The following is a 17,266-nucleotide window of genomic DNA, read 5'->3' on the forward strand; positions in this document are numbered from 1 at the left end:
GTCCCCTGTTCGCTGGGCGCAAGTGACCCCGCGAGTAGTGCCCATGTACGCGCGGGTCGCTCTCATCACTAGCAAGGCTTGTTGAAGCCGCCTTTTCGCTATCAAATGTCGGATGAAGGCATGCACGGACCGTTCTCGCGGTCGCTAATGACCGCTAAGCAAGAAGTCCTGATGTAAGCTCAACCGAGCGGATAAGAGTCCGGCAGAAGCTAGACGACTTTTTCGTGAATGAATGCGGAACCTGCTAATGACTGGTATCGGCAATCCTTATGCCACATTCGCGCGGTACAGCGCCGACCTGTGCCTGTTCGTGATGGTGGCCGAGTGCGGTCAGCTGTCCAAAGCGGCCGAACTCGCGGGTCTGTCGCAGCCGCGTCTGAGCCAGCGGATGAAGTCGCTCGAAGACAGTATCGGGCGCCAGTTACTGCTCCGTAAACGCCGCGGCGTGGTGCTGACGCAGGCGGGGATGGACCTGCGGGACGCGATTGCGCCGCATCTGAACGAGACCGTAAGTTCCTTTGTCCGTTATCAAAATGCGCGAAAACGCCGCACGATCGTCATCCAGACGGACCTCGCGTTCGCCAGCTTCCGACTACTTCAGGTGTTCCCCTCGCTTTGCGCTGCGTTCCCGTCGGTCGGTATTTCCCTGATGACCACGCAGATGCCCGATCTGTCGCCCGGATCGGAGGTCGATATCCTCGTACGGATGGAGGCGCAGCACGAAACGTCCGCGAACGAAACGCTGCTTTTCGGCGAAGAGGTATTCACTGTCTGCAGCCCAGGTTTTAAGGAACGCCACTCGCCGATGGGTGAGATTGACGACATAGCGAACCTACCGCTCATTGATCTGACCAGCGGAATCGGTGCGCCGTGGTTTTCGTGGAAATCGTGGCTCGCGGCGCAGGGGGCGCCGATGATGAGCGGTGATCGCCTCGCGTTCGACAGTTACGATCTGGTGATCCAAGCGGCGGAGCAGGGGCTCGGCATCGCGCTTGGCTGGAAGGGTCTGGTGGATAACCGTCTGGAGACCGGAACGCTGGTCGAGGCATTGCCTCACCGTGCTTCGAGCCATCAGGGTTACTACGTCAAGGTCGTCAATCCGAACGCGCCCGCCGATGTGCGTGCTGTCTATGACTGGCTGACGGACAAATTTTCGCTGGTATAAAAAAGCCGCGGACCCAAGGGCCCGCGGCGTGTGCGCTTAATCGTCAAGCGCGGGATAGTCGGTGTAGCCGTGCTCATCGCCGCCGTAGAACGTCGACTGGTCCGGCTCGTTGAGCTCCGCACCGAGGCGGAAACGTTCCGGCAGGTCGGGGTTGGCGATGAACTTCTTGCCGAAGGTCACAGCATCGACCTTGCCATCCGCGATCCGCTGCGACGCCTTGGCGGCATCGTAGCCACCATTCCCGAAGAAGGCGCCCGAGAAGCGCGAGGCCAGACGTTCCAGCATCTGCTGCTGTTCGTCCGTCGCCTTGCCCGAGAAATCCTCGACGAAGTGCAGATAGGCCAGACCGCGCGGGTCCAGCATGTCGATCACCGCGCCAAAGATGTTCTCCGGATCGCTGTCATGGATGTCGTTTGCCTGACCGAGCGGCGAAAGGCGGATGCCGACGCGCGATGCGGGGATAACCTCGGTCACACGGTCCAGCACTTCGGTGAGGAAGCGCATACGGTTCTCGACGCTGCCGCCGTATTCGTCAGCGCGCTCGTTCGACCCGTCTTGCAGGAACTGGTCGAGCAGATAGCCGTTGGCCGCGTGGACCTCGACACCGTCGAAACCGGCTTTGACGGCTAACTCTGCTGCGCGGCCATAATCCTCGACCGTTTCGGCGATCTGGTCCTTGGTCATCGCGACAGGCTGCGATGTCGGCTCGAACCCGTTCGCGGTGTAGGTCTGCGATTCAGCGGTGATCGCCGAGGGCGCGTGCGGCGATGCGCCGTCCGGCAACAGCGACGTATGGCTGATGCGGCCCACATGCCAAAGCTGGAGGAAAATGCGGCCGCCGTTGGCGTGAACAGCGTCCACGATCTTGGCCCATTCCTCGGCGTGCTTTTCGGTGTGGATACCGGGCGTGTCGAGGTAGCCCTTGCCCATTTCGGAAATCTGGGTCGCCTCGGTGATGATGAGGCCGGCGCTCGCACGCTGTCCATAGTAGGTCTGCGCCCATTCTTTGGGCGTGCCGTCCGAATGCGAACGGTTGCGGGTCAGCGGAGCCATGAGCACGCGGTTAGGCAGCTCAATCTCGTTGATTTTCAATGGCTCGAAGAGGTTTGCGTATTTCGTGCCGGACACATTGGTGTCGTCTCGCATGGGAATATCTCCATTTGAATTCGCTGGTAAACGCACGAAACGAGAAAGCGTTGCGTGTATGTGTTCGCCGCACCCCGTGAATTGACGCACAAGCTGCCTATATGAGGTGAAAGAACTCATGGAGACCTCGATGGGCTTGTTCAAAACCGGATTGCTGATGGCCGCGATGACGGCCTTGTTCATGGGTGTCGGCTATTTACTGGGTGGCACTGGCGGTATGGTCATTGCGCTGGTGATTGCGGCTGCGATGAACGTGCTGTCGTGGTGGAATTCGGACAAGATGGTCTTGCGGATGCACAACGCAAAGCCCATCCCGCCGAACGACCGTATGGGCCTGCATGACATGGTGGCCGAGCTTTCGCGCAACGCCGATCTGCCGATGCCTGCGGTTTACCTCATTGAGACCGCGCAGCCGAACGCCTTTGCCACGGGTCGCAATCCCGAAAACGCGGCGGTCGCTGTGACCGCCGGTCTGCTGCAATCGCTCAGCCGCGAGGAACTGGCAGGCGTCATCGCGCACGAGCTTGCGCATATCAAAAACCGCGACACGCTGACGATGACGATCACTGCGACCTTTGCCGGTGCGATCACCACGCTCGCGAACTTTGCGCTGTTCTTCAACATGGGCCGCAGCGACGAAAATCGCATGGGCCTGATCGGGACGCTGGCGATGATGTTCCTTGCGCCGATGGCCGCGATGCTGGTGCAGATGGCGATCAGCCGGACACGCGAATACGAGGCCGACCGCATGGGGGCCGAGATTTGCGGCAACCCGATGTGGCTCGCCTCCGCGCTGGAGCGCATCCAGCAGGGCGCATCGCGGATCGACAACAATCGGGCCGAGGCGAACCCTGCCTCCGCGCACATGTTCATCATCAACCCGCTGCACGCCCACAAGCGCGACAACCTGTTTGCCACGCACCCCGCGACCGAAAACCGCGTCGCAGCGCTGCGCGAAATGGTGGGCGAAATAAGTGCGCCGCGTGCGCCGACGATGCGGTCTTCGCGGATCCCGAAGGTCAGCCGCAACCAGCGGAAAGGGCCGTGGACTTAATCCTCGTCCTCGTCGGTGCCCATGTTGCGCTCGTGGTGGGCAATCGCCTCTTCGACGTCGTCGTAATAGGTGAGCGTGCCTTGCTCCAGAACGGCTCCGGCGGTGCAAAGCTGCCGGATCTGTTTCATCGAGTGGGTGACCACAATCGCGCCCGCGTTCTTCATCCGCTTCTGGAAAACGGCGGCTGACTTTGCCTTGAAATTCGCGTCACCGACCGACGTCACCTCGTCCACCAGATAGGTGTCGAAGGGGATGCCGATAGACACGCCGAACGCGAGGCGGCTTTTCATGCCTGACGAATACTTGTTGATCGGCGCGTAGAACTGGTCGCCAAGTTCCGCGAAATCCTCCACGAAACCAATGAGTTCTTCGGTGTCCACGCCGTAAATCCGCGCCACGAACCGTGTGTTCTGCGCGCCCGTCATCGTTTTCTGGAACGAGCCGGAAAAGCCGACGGGGAACGACACGGTGCCCGTTTTCACGATGCGGCCCGAGTCCGGCATGAGTCGTCCGCCGATCATGTCCATCATCGTCGATTTACCCGCGCCGTTGCGGCCCAAAAGGCCGACAGAGACGCCCGTTGGAAACTCCACATTGACGTCCCGCGCGATCCATTTGCGGCCGCGCGGCGTACGGAAGCTTTTGCTGATATTCTCCAGCCGGATCATGTCAGCGGCGGTCTCTCACGGCGTAGAACACGAGGCTCGAAATCGCCCAGATGAGGAAGGCGAACAGGGCCACGATGCCGACGATCAGCTCGCGCTGAGGATACTCGGCCTTTTCTGCCAGCGTCGGGCGCACATAGGCAGCGAGGTAACGGCTTTGCCGCTGCGCTTCGGCCAGTGCGGCGTCATAAGCGGTGCGCGCGGCAACGTAGGTCCGTTCCGCAAATTCGCGGTCGGCAGTCAGACGTTCGAAGTCGGCAATTGTGTCCGCATAGCTGCTTCCGCCCGGACCCTGACCCTGCGCACCGAATTTCTCGCGCTCCGCATCGATGCGTTCCTGAATGACGTCGATACGGCGTTGCGCTTGGGTCAGACGCGGGTCGTTGGTCTGCGTGTTCAACGACACGAGGTCAAATTCGATCAGCGCCTCGGCCAGCTGGTTTTGCAGGTTCGTCAGGAGGCCCATCTGCGACTGGATGTCGGCGGACGGATCGACGATCTGGTTGGACAGTCGGAACGTGGTCAGGTTCTCGCGCGCGTTGCGCACGGCATCCTCGGCGCGGGTCAGATCCTCGCGGGCATACGATGTGGCGTCCTCGCGCGCCTGCTGCGACAGCTCGTTAATCATGGCCGAGCTTTGTGCGAACACTTCTTCGGCGATGACCTTCGCGTCGTCTGCATTGAACGCTTTCACCCGCAGCTGCATCAGGCCCGAGCCCGCATCGAAATGGACGCGCACCATCCGCGCCCAGAAATCGGTGAGGTCTTCGATCGTGCCGTCGGGATCAAAGGTCATCAGCGGGTCGGAGCTGTGCTCGACGCTCCACTTCGCCCGCAGGTCAACGGCTTCGTCCACCAGCTTCACGATTTCCTGGCTGCGGACGTATTCATAGAGGATCTCGGCGTCGTTGCTACCGCCGCCGCCCAGAACCGAGCCGATGCCACCCAGCAGATCGGTGGCCGAGGCGGTTTCTTCGGCGCGCACGGTGAAGCCCACGGTGGACGCATATTGGTCCTGCGCGATCGTATAAAGATAGAACGCCGCTGCCGCGACGGGCCCGAGAACGATAATCACGAACCAGAGAAGAATACCGCGGTGACGCTTTTGCGGACGGGCAGGGGTCGCCATCGGACGGACGGTCACGCGGGGCAACTGCTTGCCGCCTTTACCGCCCTTGTTATTACCGCCGCCGCCGTTTTTCTTTCCGCCCATATTGCGGAGGCCGCGCTTCTGCTGCGGCTCTTCGGACTGCTGGTCGTTTGTTTCGTCGTTCATTCTTGTGTCCGTTCTGCTCGGCCGTAGCGTACTGCCTTGCCGGTCATTTCGCCAAATCCAAATCGGGGTCTAGCGGGAATTCAAAAGGGTCATCGTTCAGTTCTCCATGGTTTCGGTGTAGTACCGGCCAAGGAAAAACAGCGAGATCGCAAAGATCGTCAGCGGCACCGCCAGCGCATAGGCGAGCGAGACGTAGCTGGCCTCATACATCGGATAGAAGCCCTTGCGTACCAGCCCCGTGGCATGGATCAACGGGTTCCACCACAGGATCTGCTGCGCCAGCCGCGGCAGGTCGTCCATGATGAACAGCACGCCCGACGCGATGAAAAGCGGCCTGTTGATGATCGACCAGATGTTCTGCCAGAGCGGATAGAGGCCGCTCAGCAAACAGTTCGTCGTCCCGATCGCGAGGCCCGAAACGATGGCCACGAGCAGCCCTTCGACGATGTGCACCACGTCCAGCTCCACGCTTTCGTCGATCAACATGATGATCGAGGTCATCAGAATGCAGAACACGGTAATGCTGGTGATGATCGACAGCACACCTCGCGCCGCAAGCGCGTCGATCCACGTCACCCGCGGATAAGCGAGCAGCGATTTGGAATAGCGCATGGATTGCGTCAGCTTGCTCGTCAGATCCTGATAGAGCTGGAACGGCACAACGCCCGTTGCATAGAACAGGATAAAGCTTGTCCCCAGCGACGGCGCACGCACAACGAGCGAAAAGGCCAGCGACAAGAACAAGATGCCCGCGACCGGCTCCAGAATGGCCCAAGCGTAACCACCCGGCGATTTGCCATAGGTCGATCCCATTTCGCGCATCACCAGCGCGGTGATGACACGCGCCGTGATAAATCTGGGCAGAGGCAGTGCAGCCATGTGTTCCGTCTCGATCGTTCCGTTCAGACTCTTATGCCTGTCTTCCGCCCGCGTCCATCCGATTACAATTCGCGCACGGCGCTAACGCTCCAGCCTAACGCCTAATATTCATTTAATCATTTCCAAATAGAATTATCATCCTATTGTGAGCCAAGGCACCTTTTGATGTGTTCACCGAATTTGAATAGCAAGCGTTATCACATGTCCGTTTCCCAGCCCGACCCGCAAACTCTGGTCATTCTCGGCGTTGCCGACAAAGACCTCCTGAAACGGCGAATGGAGGCGAACGAACGTAGCTATGCTCGCACGCTGATCGTCGATCCTGAATGCGAAAGTGTGGCGCATTTCTTCGCTGGCGCGGAGTGCATCGAGGCGGTTCCGACAACTAGTGATCAACCTAAGCGGATGCAGTGGTTCAACATGCCGGGCCTTCGCAGCACGCGGGATGTTGCGCCCGCTTTGACGCGCCTTTTCCCTGGTTTGATCGTCACGAAAACGGCTGATGTGCAGAGCATTCAGGTGTCCGCTGTGCTTGGCAAACTGGACGACGCTGCATTTGACCTTTGGATCGACTTGCCGGGGGACGAGGCTGATGTGCTGGCCGCCGTGCTGGCCGACGCTTCCTCCAAACGCATCGCGTCCCTAAAAATACGCGCTGAAGCCGAAGAGTATTTCGAGGGCAGCGCAACGCAGCACGCCGTGCAGGACACGTTGGCGAGCCACCACTTCACCATTCGGTCCACTGATTTGTCAGACCCCGACTGGCCCGATCTAAGTGTCGAGCCCGACGCGCTCGTCCGCGAGGTCGAAGAGCTGCGCACCCAGCTCGCAGAGGCCGAAACGATGGCCTACCGGATCAACGAGCTGACGGAGTCCGAAAAGGCACTGAAGCAGAAGCTGGAAGCCACCGAGAAGCGACTGTCCGAAGCAGAGAAAAAGTCCTCTCTGGTCGATCAATTGGTGACGGCGAAGGAAGAGCTTCAATCGCGCAACCTCGACCTTGCGACGCAGATCGAACAGCTACGGGCCGAGGCAAAACGTGCTGCCGACCTCGAACAGAAGGCCGAGGCACTGCAAGGCCAGCTCGATGGCGCGAACTCTGCCGTGAACGTCGCCCGCGCTGCGACCGAGGCAAAGGTGAAGGAACTGGACGAGGCCGCCGGTCAGATCGAAGACCTGAAAAAGCAGGTTTACGAAAAAGCCAACACCCTCGACGATTACAAAGACCTCGCGGCTAAGAACGCCGAACTGACCAAGCAACTCGACGCCGAGAAGAAAGCTCATGCATCCGTCAAAACTGCGCGGCAGAACGAGCGCGTAGCTGTCGCCGAAGCGCATGAAAAAGCAGAACGCCTCGAACAGAACTACCGCGCCGCGAGGCAGGATCTGTCGACCGCCTTGCAGCAGCAGACGATGACGCAGGCGAATTTCGCCGACCTTCAGCAGCGCTATAACAAGCTGGCTGACGACAACCGCAAGTTTGCCGAGCTACTCGGCCAGTTGCAGCCGCGTCTGGTCGAAGCGGCGCAGCAGTTGCGGAGCACGGATAAACGCCTCGACGCACCGAAAGCAAAGCGCGCGAAGCCTTCGAAAAAGACGAAGGTGTGATGTGACTGACAAACCCGAAAGCGCCGCCGACCTGTTCGATCAAGCCTCCTCGATGATCGAGGAGATGCAGCGCGAAACGGCGACGACTCTGCCCGCGCTCCCGCTGCCGAGCCTGCTGGAACGCTGCACCGAGCTGCTGTTCTCGGACGCCGCTCCGGTTCTTCACGCGGTCCATGTTTTTGACGGTCTCCCGCTGGCAAATCCGGATTGGTGGGAAAAGCGGACCGTCAATCTGTCCTGCGTGTCGGTAGGCAACATGATCGCCGAACTGCGCCGCGCTGGCCTCGGCGATACCGAAATCAGCGAACTGATCGCGGATCATGTCGGCGGGCTGCGTGCGGCCTTACAAGTGCGAGGGCGGGACGTGCTGGTCCTGATCCCAACCAGTTTTGCAGGGGCGCCTTTGATGATTGAAGGCGCGCAGAACCACGTCATCGTGGCCCACCCCGCAGCAATGGGGGCAACTGCCAAACTAGGCGACTACACCCGCCCGTTCGAACCCACTGCCACCCACCGGATCGAGGATTTCGCTGATTGCATTTTCGGCGACCACCGCCCGCTGTTCAGGGCGCTTCAGGTGCGGGCATTCGATTTCGTGCTGCCGCAAGACGGTGAGGTGCAGGTCAAAGAGGTCGCTGCCCGCACCGACGGCAAGGCGTACGAGAAAATATGCAGCAAGCTCGGTTACAGCCCTTCGAAATTCGATAAACTCACCGTCAAAACAAACGCCAGCCCTACCCTTCACAGGTCCGATGTCGATGAGTCACTGGCTCTGATCTCCGCCTTCGTGCGCCGCGCGACTGATATCACGGCCTATTTTGATGCCGAGCACGAAATCGACTGGACACACATCTACGGAACGCTCGACGGCGCGTTAGCCAACCAAGGCAAGCACTTCTTTGAAATGGTTGAAAGCGGCGTCAGCGGTCGCAGCGATTTTGACCGTATCATAATGTACCTCGCCGCCTCCGCTCATTTTCATCGGGCGGGTCTGCGCCTTCATGCGCTTGATTTCGTTGGCCGCGCCGAGCAATTGATCAAGCCGAGCGACCGCTGGCTGCGGGTGCTCGCCGCTACGCTGAAGGTCGAGATGAACGCCCAGAACGATGCCGTGTGGTACCTCACGAGCGACGCGATGGAGGCAACGGATGGCCAAGTTCGCAAGGGGATCGAAAATGTCCTCACCACCATCGCGCCGAAACCCGCGACGGCAGAACACGGCCACGCGCTGCTCATGACCCACTGGCAAACAAACCCGCCTGCTGACATCGGCCGCAAGCGCAAACTGATCGAAATCGGAACCACGCGCGAGGAAGTGCCGGGGCAGGGATCAACGCGCAAACTGGCGGAGGTCTGCAAGAACCTCGGGCTGGATTTTGTCACGGTCGACATGGACCCCCGCAATGGTCGCGAAGCGCAGCAGATGTTCGACCGCATGGGCTATGATTTCAAAGCGATCACCAGCAAGGGCGAGGATTTCCTTGCCGCCTATGACGGCGAGATCGATTTCGTGTTTCTCGACGCCTATGATTTCGACCACGGGATGCACAGCGAGATCCGCCAGAGCCGCTACGAGAAATTCCTCGGCGCGCGCATCGACGAAGAGGCCTGCCACAAGATGCACCTTGATTGCGCGGAGGCGCTGATCGCCAAGCTCGCGCCCGACGGGTTGATCTGCTTTGACGATACATGGCAGGACGAGAATGGAAACTGGACGGCCAAAGGCACGACGGCGATGCCGTTCCTGCTCGCCAATGGCTTCGAGGTGATCTGCAAGGAAAACAGGGCCGCGCTGCTGAAGCGCGTCTAAGCGGACTTCGCGCCGATGAATGACAATACGGATACGGGCGACCTGCTGACGGTCGATTGGGAGCTTGGCGTTGAACTGGAGCGGGGGCTTTGGGAACGGCCCGAAAGAGGCTCGACCGAGCTTGATATGCTCGACCCCTATCCGTTTCTGATGGGCGGCGAGCCATTGGCGCACCATCCGGCCAGCATCAAAGCCGCGCTTGACCGGTCGCTGCCGCTATTCCGTCAGTTTGTCTCCGCACGCACGTCGGACACGGCGGTTCTGGTGGGCAACGGACCGTCGCTGCTGAACACCGATCTGTCCGCGCTCGAAGGGCAGGACGTGTTCATCACCAACTATGCGGTGAAGAACGCGGAACTGGCGCAACATGCCAAGGCCGTCGCGGTTTCCAACTACCTCGTCGCCGAACAAGACCCCGCCGCGTTCCGCGAACTGAACGTCTGGAAGGTCTTTCCCGTCTGGCTGTCGCACATCCTGCCGCCCGACCCGAAGACGATTTACCTTAACGCTCAAGGCGGCGAGTTGCGGTTCTCGACCGACGTGACCAGCCATGTGTTCTGGCACTCGACGGTAAGCTTTTTCTGGCTGCAAATCCTGTATTCGGCGGGCTACCGGAAGGTCTGCATGATCGGTTTTGACAACACCTACCAGCAGCCAAAGGACCTGCGCGAAGGGGACATTGTCGAGCAGAAGGCCGATGACGCCAACCACTTCGACGCTAGCTATTTCAAGGGCAAGAAATGGCAGGCGGCCGACACGGGTAAGATGGCCGAAACCTATGAAATATCGCGCAAAACCTACGAGGCCGATGGCCGCGAGATCGTCAATTGCACGGTCGGCGGCGCGCTTGAGGTTTTCCGCCGTGGCGATCTGGCGGAGGAATTGGCGAAGGCTGTGGCGTTGCCGATGCCGGAGCGTGCCCGAACCAAAGAATGCACCGCCGTCGTTGCGCGGTTCGATGCGTCCGAACTGGCGGAGCTGGAGGACGTCTGGACCAAGATTGACCAATGGCGGGTGAGCGACGTGGCCATCATTCCGGTCTGCACCGACGCCTGTCCGTTGACCATCCTGCCGGATGTCATCGAGCACTCCGGCAGCGATGAAGAGCTGACCCAAATGCTTCAGCACCTGCCCTTCAACCACCTCTATTTCACGGACGTCAGCACCCTTCAGACGATGCTTGAAACCTACCGCACTACCGGGGGGCGTCTCTACGCCCAGATCGAACAGATGCCCGCCCGCAAAACAGCCTCGACACATCTGATCGAAGCTTTCACTTTATAGATTGCAGTGTTTTGCGCTTAGTTGCGGTTCTTGAACCTGACTAACTCTCCGGGCCGTATGGCACGGCGGAATTCTTCGGAATTATTGAGCAACATCTTTTCACATAGTTTAGCAATGGCCGTATATCGCTGAATTTCGGCGCTCGAGAAGTGATCTTGCGGATCAAGTGATTGAGGCTTGGCTATCGAATTTTCCAACGTGCTTTCGAGCGCCGGTAGAAAAATCGGGCGATCAAAGAACTCGGCATCAATACGTGCCGCATCTTCCCGATAGGATGAAATCAGCTTTCGGGTCATCTTTTTGTGAAGCTGGAGCTTCGTGCCAGACTTGTCATCGCCGTTGGTCAACTGACGGCTGAGGTACGTGCCGAACACCCGCCGCTCGTCAAAATAGCTCTCGTCACCCTGCTTGAGCATAGTGTGGAAAAATCTAAGAAGCGCGAGGTTCTCCAGCGATAGAGAGGTGTTGGCGTTCTTGTCGGCCGAGATGCTAAAATCCTGACTGCGAAGCGTAAATTCAAAAAAATCTTCGACGACGTCGCTATTTCTCAGGTGCGACCGAATGAATGGCCGGACGTGAAATTTTTCGCCAAAGACGCTCCGCCACTTTTCTAAGCGTGGTGTATAGAAGAGCAGCTCTGATTTCAGCAACCGTTGATGCATCGTCTCCATGGATTTGAAGATGCGTCCTGCTTTGGTTCGCTCTGCGAAGCCGGAGAGGAAGCGGGCAGCATGTGGTCTGACGTAGCAGATAAGCCGAGTTTTTTCCAAAAGTTCGGGCATGTATTCGGTCAGTGCTTCGTGAAGAACTACAGGGTCGATAAACTCGAAATGTTCGTCGGATATGATCCCAATATCCGCGTCACTAGCCGCAAATTTGTTAGCAAGATCAAGAAACTGAGCTTCTCGGTCCTCCGGCTTGTGCTTGAGCGTCGCAACCAGCGCCGCGTGGTTTGGCTTTGCGGTGTAGCAAATCTTTTGGCTTTCGGTGGTGAACAACCCTTTCGACAAAACTCGCTGGATCGAGGTCGTTCCGGTTTTGCAGTCGCCGAGGTGGATAACGAGTTCTTTAACCATGTACTTAGTCTTTACGGTTCTTGAGGAACACTTCCAGCGGGCGGCGCTGCTCTTCGGGGCGGAGCGCCCAGTTGAAGTGTTTGGGGTCGGACGCCATCAGGTGCTGGAGGATGCTCGCGAACGCCTCGTAACGGCGGATTTCCTCGGGCGAGAAGTTGTCCTTGGGATTGAGCGACTGCGGCTCGTCGATAGCCTTGCCCGGCGCGGCATCGAGGGCGGGTCCGAAAACGGGGCGGCCAAAGAATTCGCGGTCCAGGATTTCGGCGTCCTCGCGGTAGGTCTCCGCCACTTTTTCGGCCAGCGCCTTGTGCATCCGTAGCTTGGTGCCGCCCGCGCTGGGGATATTGCCGAGGTGTTCGCTCATGAACCAGCCAAAGGCCTTGCGCTGATCGACCAGCGACTTGGTCTCGTCATCGCGGAAGGTCTGATGCAGCAGGCGCATCATCGAGATGTCCTCGACCGAGAGGGACTCGTTGGCTTGCGTCGGCTGGGTGATTTTGAAATCGGTGGTGCCGAGCGCGAAGCTGAAGAAATCCTGCACCACGTCGCCGTTCAGCAGTTCGGAGCGGACGAAGGGGCGCACCTCGTAACGGTCGCCGAACACTTCGCGCCATTTGCGCAGGCGCGGGGCGTAGTGCAGCAATCCGCCCTCGTCGGCCTTGTCATGCATTGCTTCGAGCGAGCGCATGAACAGGCCCTTTTTGCTCCGCTCCGCAAAGCTGGACACAAGCCGGTCGGCATGGGGGCGGACGTAAGCCACCAGACGCAGGTTCTCCAGCATCTTGGGCATGTATTTCTTCAGCGCATCATGCAGCACTTCGGGATTGACGAATTCGAAATGCTCGGCCGAAATCACGCCGAGCTTCGCGTCGCTCTTGGCAAGCTGCTGGCGAGTGTTTACGAAGCGTTGCTTCTGGTTCTCGGTATCCTGCGTCAGCGTTTTCGCAAGCGGGATATGGTTGAAGCGAGCGGTGTAACAGATGGATTTTCCCGCGGATTCCCAAGCCTCGGCCGCGAGGATCGACTGCACCGAGGTCGTGCCCGTTTTGCAATCGCCCAAATGGAATACAAGCTCTTCGACCATCGCATTCTACCCTTTACGCCACGATCCTGCGGCAATTTTTCTTAAAGCGGCTACGCTATTGAAAGACAACTATCTTCCCCCGCGACGCGATCTTGTCTATGAAGGTCGGGCTTATCAAGAGAGTACATTTTTCGAAGATGAAAGTCGTTCTCTATATCGGCCATCATAAGGTTGGATCGACTGCTCTCCAGAGCTTTTTCGCCCAGAACTGGCATAGCTTCGCGACCCGCGGGATCCTGTATCCGAGCGTGGAGGCAATGGGTGCCGCGCGGAACCTGAAATCCCTGATCGACGGGGCCAATCCGCCGCGCCTGCAATCGACGGTCGTCCGCGAGCCGCATAACGCGCTGGCCTTTGCCATGCTGAGCGACGCGAAGGGTGGAGAGATGCCGCCCTACCAGCAGGGCCTGCCCGAGCTGGAAGAGATGTGGCGCTACGTCGACCAGCAGATCACCATGCTCAAGCCCGAAACGCTGGTGCTGTGTTCGGAGGTCATGTCGAACTTCGGTAAGGCCGCGCCAGAACTGATCGACGTTCTGAAGACCAAATTCAAAGGCGCCGAGATCGAGATTTACTGCGCCCTGCGCGCGCCCGACCAGTACCTCGCGTCGTGGCACGGCCAGCGTCTGAAGCTCGGTCATCAGGTCGAACCGCTGAGCGGGAAGGCAGCGCTGCAATACCGCAAGGGCGTTCACTTCGACTACGCAGGGATGCTGCGCCCGTGGCTGGCTGCGTTCCCGCAGGCGAAATTCCACATCCGCAACTATGCCGACATTCTGGTAACCGGCGGCGCGGTGGAGGATTTCCTCGCACAGACCGGCCTCGAATGCCCTGATCCGTCACCGATCAAGGGTGCGGCGAACCCTAGCCTGCCCTATGCCACCTACGAAATCATGCGCCGCGCGAACTATGCGCTGAGCCGTGACGACCAGCAGAAACTGCGCAACCACATGACGCGCGAGCGGATGCGCAAGCGCCTGCCTCCCAACAAGGATATCGAATTGTTCGGCGAGGACGTACGCCGCAAGCTCTATAAATCCTTCGCGCCGATCCATCAGGAAATCTCCGACATCGCGGGCGTGTCCGAATTCTTCCCCGGCCTTGAATCTATGCTGCAAACCAATCCCGTTGCCGAAGCGGACGTGGTGGGCGAGGCGCTTAACAAGGTAAATTTGACGTGGGAGCGGTCGCTGCTACCTCGTTCGGTCAGGTTATATCTGTGGAAATGTACGTATCGACAGTGGTTTGGCCGCAATTAACGCTCTGCCTCTCTGGCGTGATGCGTTAAGAATTAACGAAATTTGAACCGGAAGTTTTGTCCATGAAAGTCGTTCTGTACATCGGCCACCACAAAGTCGGCTCGACCGCTCTACAGGACTTTCTTGCGCGCAACTGGAAGGGCCTCGCCCAAGCCGGCATCCTTTATCCGAACGTTGAGGCGCACGGCGCGGCGGGCAACATGTTCCAACTGCTGAAGGGCGATCTGCCTGACGCCGCGCTCCCCGTGCACATCCGCGAGCCGCATAGTGCGCTGGCGTATCGGATGATTGCGGATGTGTCGAAGCGTCCGATCCCCAAGCAGTTCCAAGGGCTCCCCGCGACCCGCCAGATGCTCCGCGCGATCCGCACGCAGGTCGATCTGCTGGAGCCGAACACGGTGATCCTGTGCTCCGAAGCCTTCGCGAATTACGGGCAGGTGAACCCCGAACTGGTCGACCGCCTGATCAAACCGTTTGAGGGTGCCGAGTTCCAGATTTATTGCGCCCTGCGCCGCCCCGACGAATACGTCACCTCGTGGCACGGTCAGCGCTTAAAGGTCGGTGAGAAAGCGACGCCGCTTTCTGCGGGTGGCCTCAAGGACTACTTCGGCGGCATCCACTTCGACTACCGTCAGGTGGTGGAGGCTTGGATCGACCGCGTCCCGAACGCCAAAATCTCTATCCGCAATTACGCCGATGTGCTGGGTGCTGGCGGCTCGGCCGAGGACTTCATGGGCCAAACGGGCCTTGCGATGCCCGACCCGATGATCCCCGCGCGCCGCGCCAACGAAAGCCTGCCGCTCGCCGCCTATCCGATCATGGAAAAGGCCGTGCACAAGCTCGAACAGCCCGCGATTTTCAAACTCTCGCGCTACCTGCAAAACCAAGGCGCGAAGTTGATAGACGTCAACAACCGCGATGTCGAGGTGCTGGGTGCGGACCAACGCCAGAAACTCTGGGACGAATTTGTCCCTGTTTCCGATTACCTGCGGAAATACGCCGCGACGGGGAAGGAATTCTTCCCCGACATCGATAAAGTCAAAGAGGCGCGCCCCGTGCCTGCCGACGAAGCTGCCGCCGCGCTGGTCAAAGCGATCGACGTGTCGAAACTTCAGAACGAACAAGCAGCGGACTTCGTGCGCGACCTCGCCGGTCGTTGAAGCCTGCCAAGAAAGAGCGACCGCCCATGACGACCCTTCAGACCATCGTTTTGCCCGAAGCGGGTATCGGTGAGGACCACAACCTCTTCTACCGCCCGGATGGCCCCATCGGTCTTAAACGCAGCAAGGGCGAGTTCGAACTGGGTGCGGGCGGCAAGCTGTCGTTCAACACATTTTTCAATTACTTCCACCTCGGAAAATGGCTGAAGGTCTGCGATTTCAGCGACTTGGCTCTGCACCTTGATGGCACCGGCCGCGTTGAACTGCGCGTGATGCTGAACCGTGTCGGCATGGGCGCTGAGAATATCTTCTGCGATATCGTCTCGCTTGACGATGACACTGCCCGCAATTTCGACCTCACGCCGATCCTGAAGGAGCACGGCGAGGGCGTGATCTTTTTCCAGATCCGCGCGATGGAGGACGGCGTTATCTTCCGTGGTGGCAGTTTTTCCACCACGTCCGAACCGCAGCGCACCCCGAAGCTGGCGATCAGCATCACCACTTTCAAGCGTGAAGCCGAGGTGCGCGAAACCGTCGCCCGTCTTGAGGACTTCATCCGCGCCCACGACCACAAGGACGACATCCGCGTTCAGGTCGTCGACAACGGCAAATCGGCGGAGATCGCGAATTCGGACGTCACCACAGCGTTCGAAAACCCGAACCTCGGCGGCGCGGGCGGCTTTGCGCGCGGCTTGGCAGAGGCCACCGACGCGGGTGCGACACACTGCCTGTTCATGGACGACGACGCGTCGTTCTACATGGAAAACATCACCCGCACCTACGCCGCGCTGGCCTATGCGCGCGATCCCAAAACCGCGATCTCGGGCGCGATGATCAACACCACCGTGCAGTGGGCGATGTGGGAATACGGCGCTGTTTTCGAAGGAAAATGCTGGCCGCTCCATATGGGCACCGACCTGCGCAACCCGCATGATCTGATGCAGATGGAGTTCAACTCGCTCCACGACAACGCCGCCAATCGCTACGGCGGCTGGTGGTTCTTTGCCTTCCCGATCGCGCAGGCCAAACACTACCCGTTCCCGTTCTTCGTGCGTGGCGACGACATCAGCTTCTCGCTCGCCAACGATTTCAACATCACCACGCTGAGCGGCGTCGTCTCGTTCCAGGAAGACTTCACTGAAAAAGAAAGCGCGCAGACGCTCTACCTCGATATGCGTAACCACCTGACGCACCACCTCGTGTTCGATAAGATGATCCCGCGCTCGGGCTTCAAAACCGGCTGGATCGCGGTGCGTTTCATGATGCGCTCGCTTTTGCGGTTCCACTACAGCACGGCAGAGGCGCAGCTTCTCGCATGGCATGACGTCATGCAGGGACCTGATTTCTATGCCGAAAACGTCGACATGTCCCAACGCCGCGCCGATATCAAAGCGCTGTCCGCTGACGAAGCATGGAAGCCCGTGGCCGAGGTCGACCTGAGCGAAGAGCACAAACGCCTCTACCGCACGTCGCGGTTCAAGCGTCATTATATCGGCGTGCTGACCCTAAACGGTCACCTGATGCCGTTCTGGAACGCGCTCGGCAGCAAGCTGGTTCTGCGCATCTGGGCGCGCGCCAACGTGTTCGAAGCGTTCTGTGCGAAGGAAGTCACTTACTTCAACACCAAGCGCGACAAGGCCTACACCGTCCGCCATTCGAAGGCACGGTTCTACAAGATCGGTTGGAAAATGGCGGTCACGCTGGCCAAGTTCATCCGAGGCCACAAGGCGCTTCAGGCCCAATATCGCGACCGTTACGACAGCCTCGCCAGTCGCGAATTCTGGGAAAAGCAGGAATGAA

At 59.3% G+C, this 17,266-nt stretch carries 14 protein-coding genes; 8 read left to right on the forward strand and 6 right to left on the reverse strand.

The window, feature by feature from the left end:
* The first annotated feature begins 247 nt into the window (after window positions 1–247).
* On the forward strand, window positions 248–1,165 hold the full coding sequence (locus tag IF204_RS16465) for a LysR substrate-binding domain-containing protein (protein WP_194098275.1): 918 nt from the start codon (window positions 248–250) through the stop codon (window positions 1,163–1,165).
* A 36-nt stretch (window positions 1,166–1,201) separates the two neighbouring features.
* Here IF204_RS16465 and IF204_RS16470 read toward each other — a convergent pair whose 3' ends face one another.
* Window positions 1,202–2,311 carry an alkene reductase gene (locus IF204_RS16470; RefSeq protein WP_194098276.1) on the reverse strand — a complete coding sequence of 370 codons (1,110 nt, stop codon included), beginning with the start codon at window positions 2,309–2,311 and terminating at the stop codon, window positions 1,202–1,204.
* Window positions 2,312–2,441: 130 nt separating this feature from the next.
* On the opposite strand from IF204_RS16470, the gene htpX reads away from it, so the two are divergent.
* Window positions 2,442–3,365, forward strand: a complete 924-nt coding sequence (htpX, locus tag IF204_RS16475) for a zinc metalloprotease HtpX (RefSeq protein WP_167639221.1) — start codon at window positions 2,442–2,444, stop codon at window positions 3,363–3,365.
* On the opposite strand, the gene IF204_RS16480 is transcribed toward htpX, so the two are convergent.
* The 3 genes from IF204_RS16480 to IF204_RS16490 form a co-directional block, all read right to left on the reverse strand.
* Entirely contained in the window at window positions 3,362–4,033 is a 672-nt protein-coding gene (locus IF204_RS16480; protein ID WP_194098277.1) for an ABC transporter ATP-binding protein, read from the reverse strand. The two genes, htpX and IF204_RS16480, sit on opposite strands and share 4 nt — an antisense overlap.
* 1 nt (window position 4,034) lies before the next feature.
* A complete protein-coding gene (locus IF204_RS16485; protein ID WP_228069550.1) occupies window positions 4,035–5,306 on the reverse strand; it encodes a sugar transporter in 1,272 nt (423 codons plus the stop codon).
* Window positions 5,307–5,402: 96 nt separating this feature from the next.
* Entirely contained in the window at window positions 5,403–6,185 is a 783-nt protein-coding gene (locus IF204_RS16490; RefSeq protein ID WP_194098278.1) for an ABC transporter permease, read from the reverse strand.
* A 201-nt stretch (window positions 6,186–6,386) separates the two neighbouring features.
* Between IF204_RS16490 and IF204_RS16495 the strand changes: the two genes are divergently transcribed.
* The 3 genes from IF204_RS16495 to IF204_RS16505 are packed head-to-tail and all read left to right on the forward strand — an operon-like array spanning window position 6,387 to window position 10,887.
* Window positions 6,387–7,793 carry a coiled-coil domain-containing protein gene (locus IF204_RS16495; RefSeq protein ID WP_194098279.1) on the forward strand — a complete coding sequence of 469 codons (1,407 nt, stop codon included), beginning with the start codon at window positions 6,387–6,389 and terminating at the stop codon, window positions 7,791–7,793.
* A 1-nt stretch (window position 7,794) separates the two neighbouring features.
* Window positions 7,795–9,603 carry an O-methyltransferase gene (locus IF204_RS16500; RefSeq protein ID WP_194098280.1) on the forward strand — a complete coding sequence of 603 codons (1,809 nt, stop codon included), beginning with the start codon at window positions 7,795–7,797 and terminating at the stop codon, window positions 9,601–9,603.
* Window positions 9,604–9,618: 15 nt separating this feature from the next.
* The gene (locus IF204_RS16505) at window positions 9,619–10,887 is read left to right on the forward strand and encodes a hypothetical protein (protein WP_194098281.1); all 1,269 of its coding nucleotides are present in this window, start codon (window positions 9,619–9,621) and stop codon (window positions 10,885–10,887) included.
* Between the two features lie 17 nt (window positions 10,888–10,904).
* Here IF204_RS16505 and IF204_RS16510 read toward each other — a convergent pair whose 3' ends face one another.
* Both IF204_RS16510 and IF204_RS16515 read right to left on the reverse strand, forming a co-directional pair.
* Complete coding sequence (locus IF204_RS16510; protein ID WP_194098282.1) at window positions 10,905–11,963, reverse strand: hypothetical protein; 1,059 nt, start codon at window positions 11,961–11,963, stop codon at window positions 10,905–10,907.
* A 4-nt stretch (window positions 11,964–11,967) separates the two neighbouring features.
* Window positions 11,968–13,047 carry a hypothetical protein gene (locus IF204_RS16515; protein ID WP_194098283.1) on the reverse strand — a complete coding sequence of 360 codons (1,080 nt, stop codon included), beginning with the start codon at window positions 13,045–13,047 and terminating at the stop codon, window positions 11,968–11,970.
* Between the two features lie 137 nt (window positions 13,048–13,184).
* Between IF204_RS16515 and IF204_RS16520 the strand changes: the two genes are divergently transcribed.
* From IF204_RS16520 to IF204_RS16530, 3 genes are all read left to right on the forward strand, one after another.
* The gene (locus IF204_RS16520; RefSeq protein ID WP_194098284.1) at window positions 13,185–14,306 is read left to right on the forward strand and encodes a hypothetical protein; all 1,122 of its coding nucleotides are present in this window, start codon (window positions 13,185–13,187) and stop codon (window positions 14,304–14,306) included.
* A gap of 62 nt (window positions 14,307–14,368) precedes the next feature.
* Window positions 14,369–15,466 carry a hypothetical protein gene (locus IF204_RS16525; protein WP_194098285.1) on the forward strand — a complete coding sequence of 366 codons (1,098 nt, stop codon included), beginning with the start codon at window positions 14,369–14,371 and terminating at the stop codon, window positions 15,464–15,466.
* A gap of 26 nt (window positions 15,467–15,492) precedes the next feature.
* Window positions 15,493–17,265, forward strand: coding sequence for a glycosyltransferase (locus IF204_RS16530; RefSeq protein WP_194098286.1), 1,773 nt, complete (start codon window positions 15,493–15,495; stop codon window positions 17,263–17,265).
* Window position 17,266 lies beyond the last annotated feature (1 nt).

The organism is Marivivens aquimaris (genome assembly GCF_015220045.1).
GTDB classification, from domain to species: domain Bacteria; phylum Pseudomonadota; class Alphaproteobacteria; order Rhodobacterales; family Rhodobacteraceae; genus Marivivens; species Marivivens aquimaris.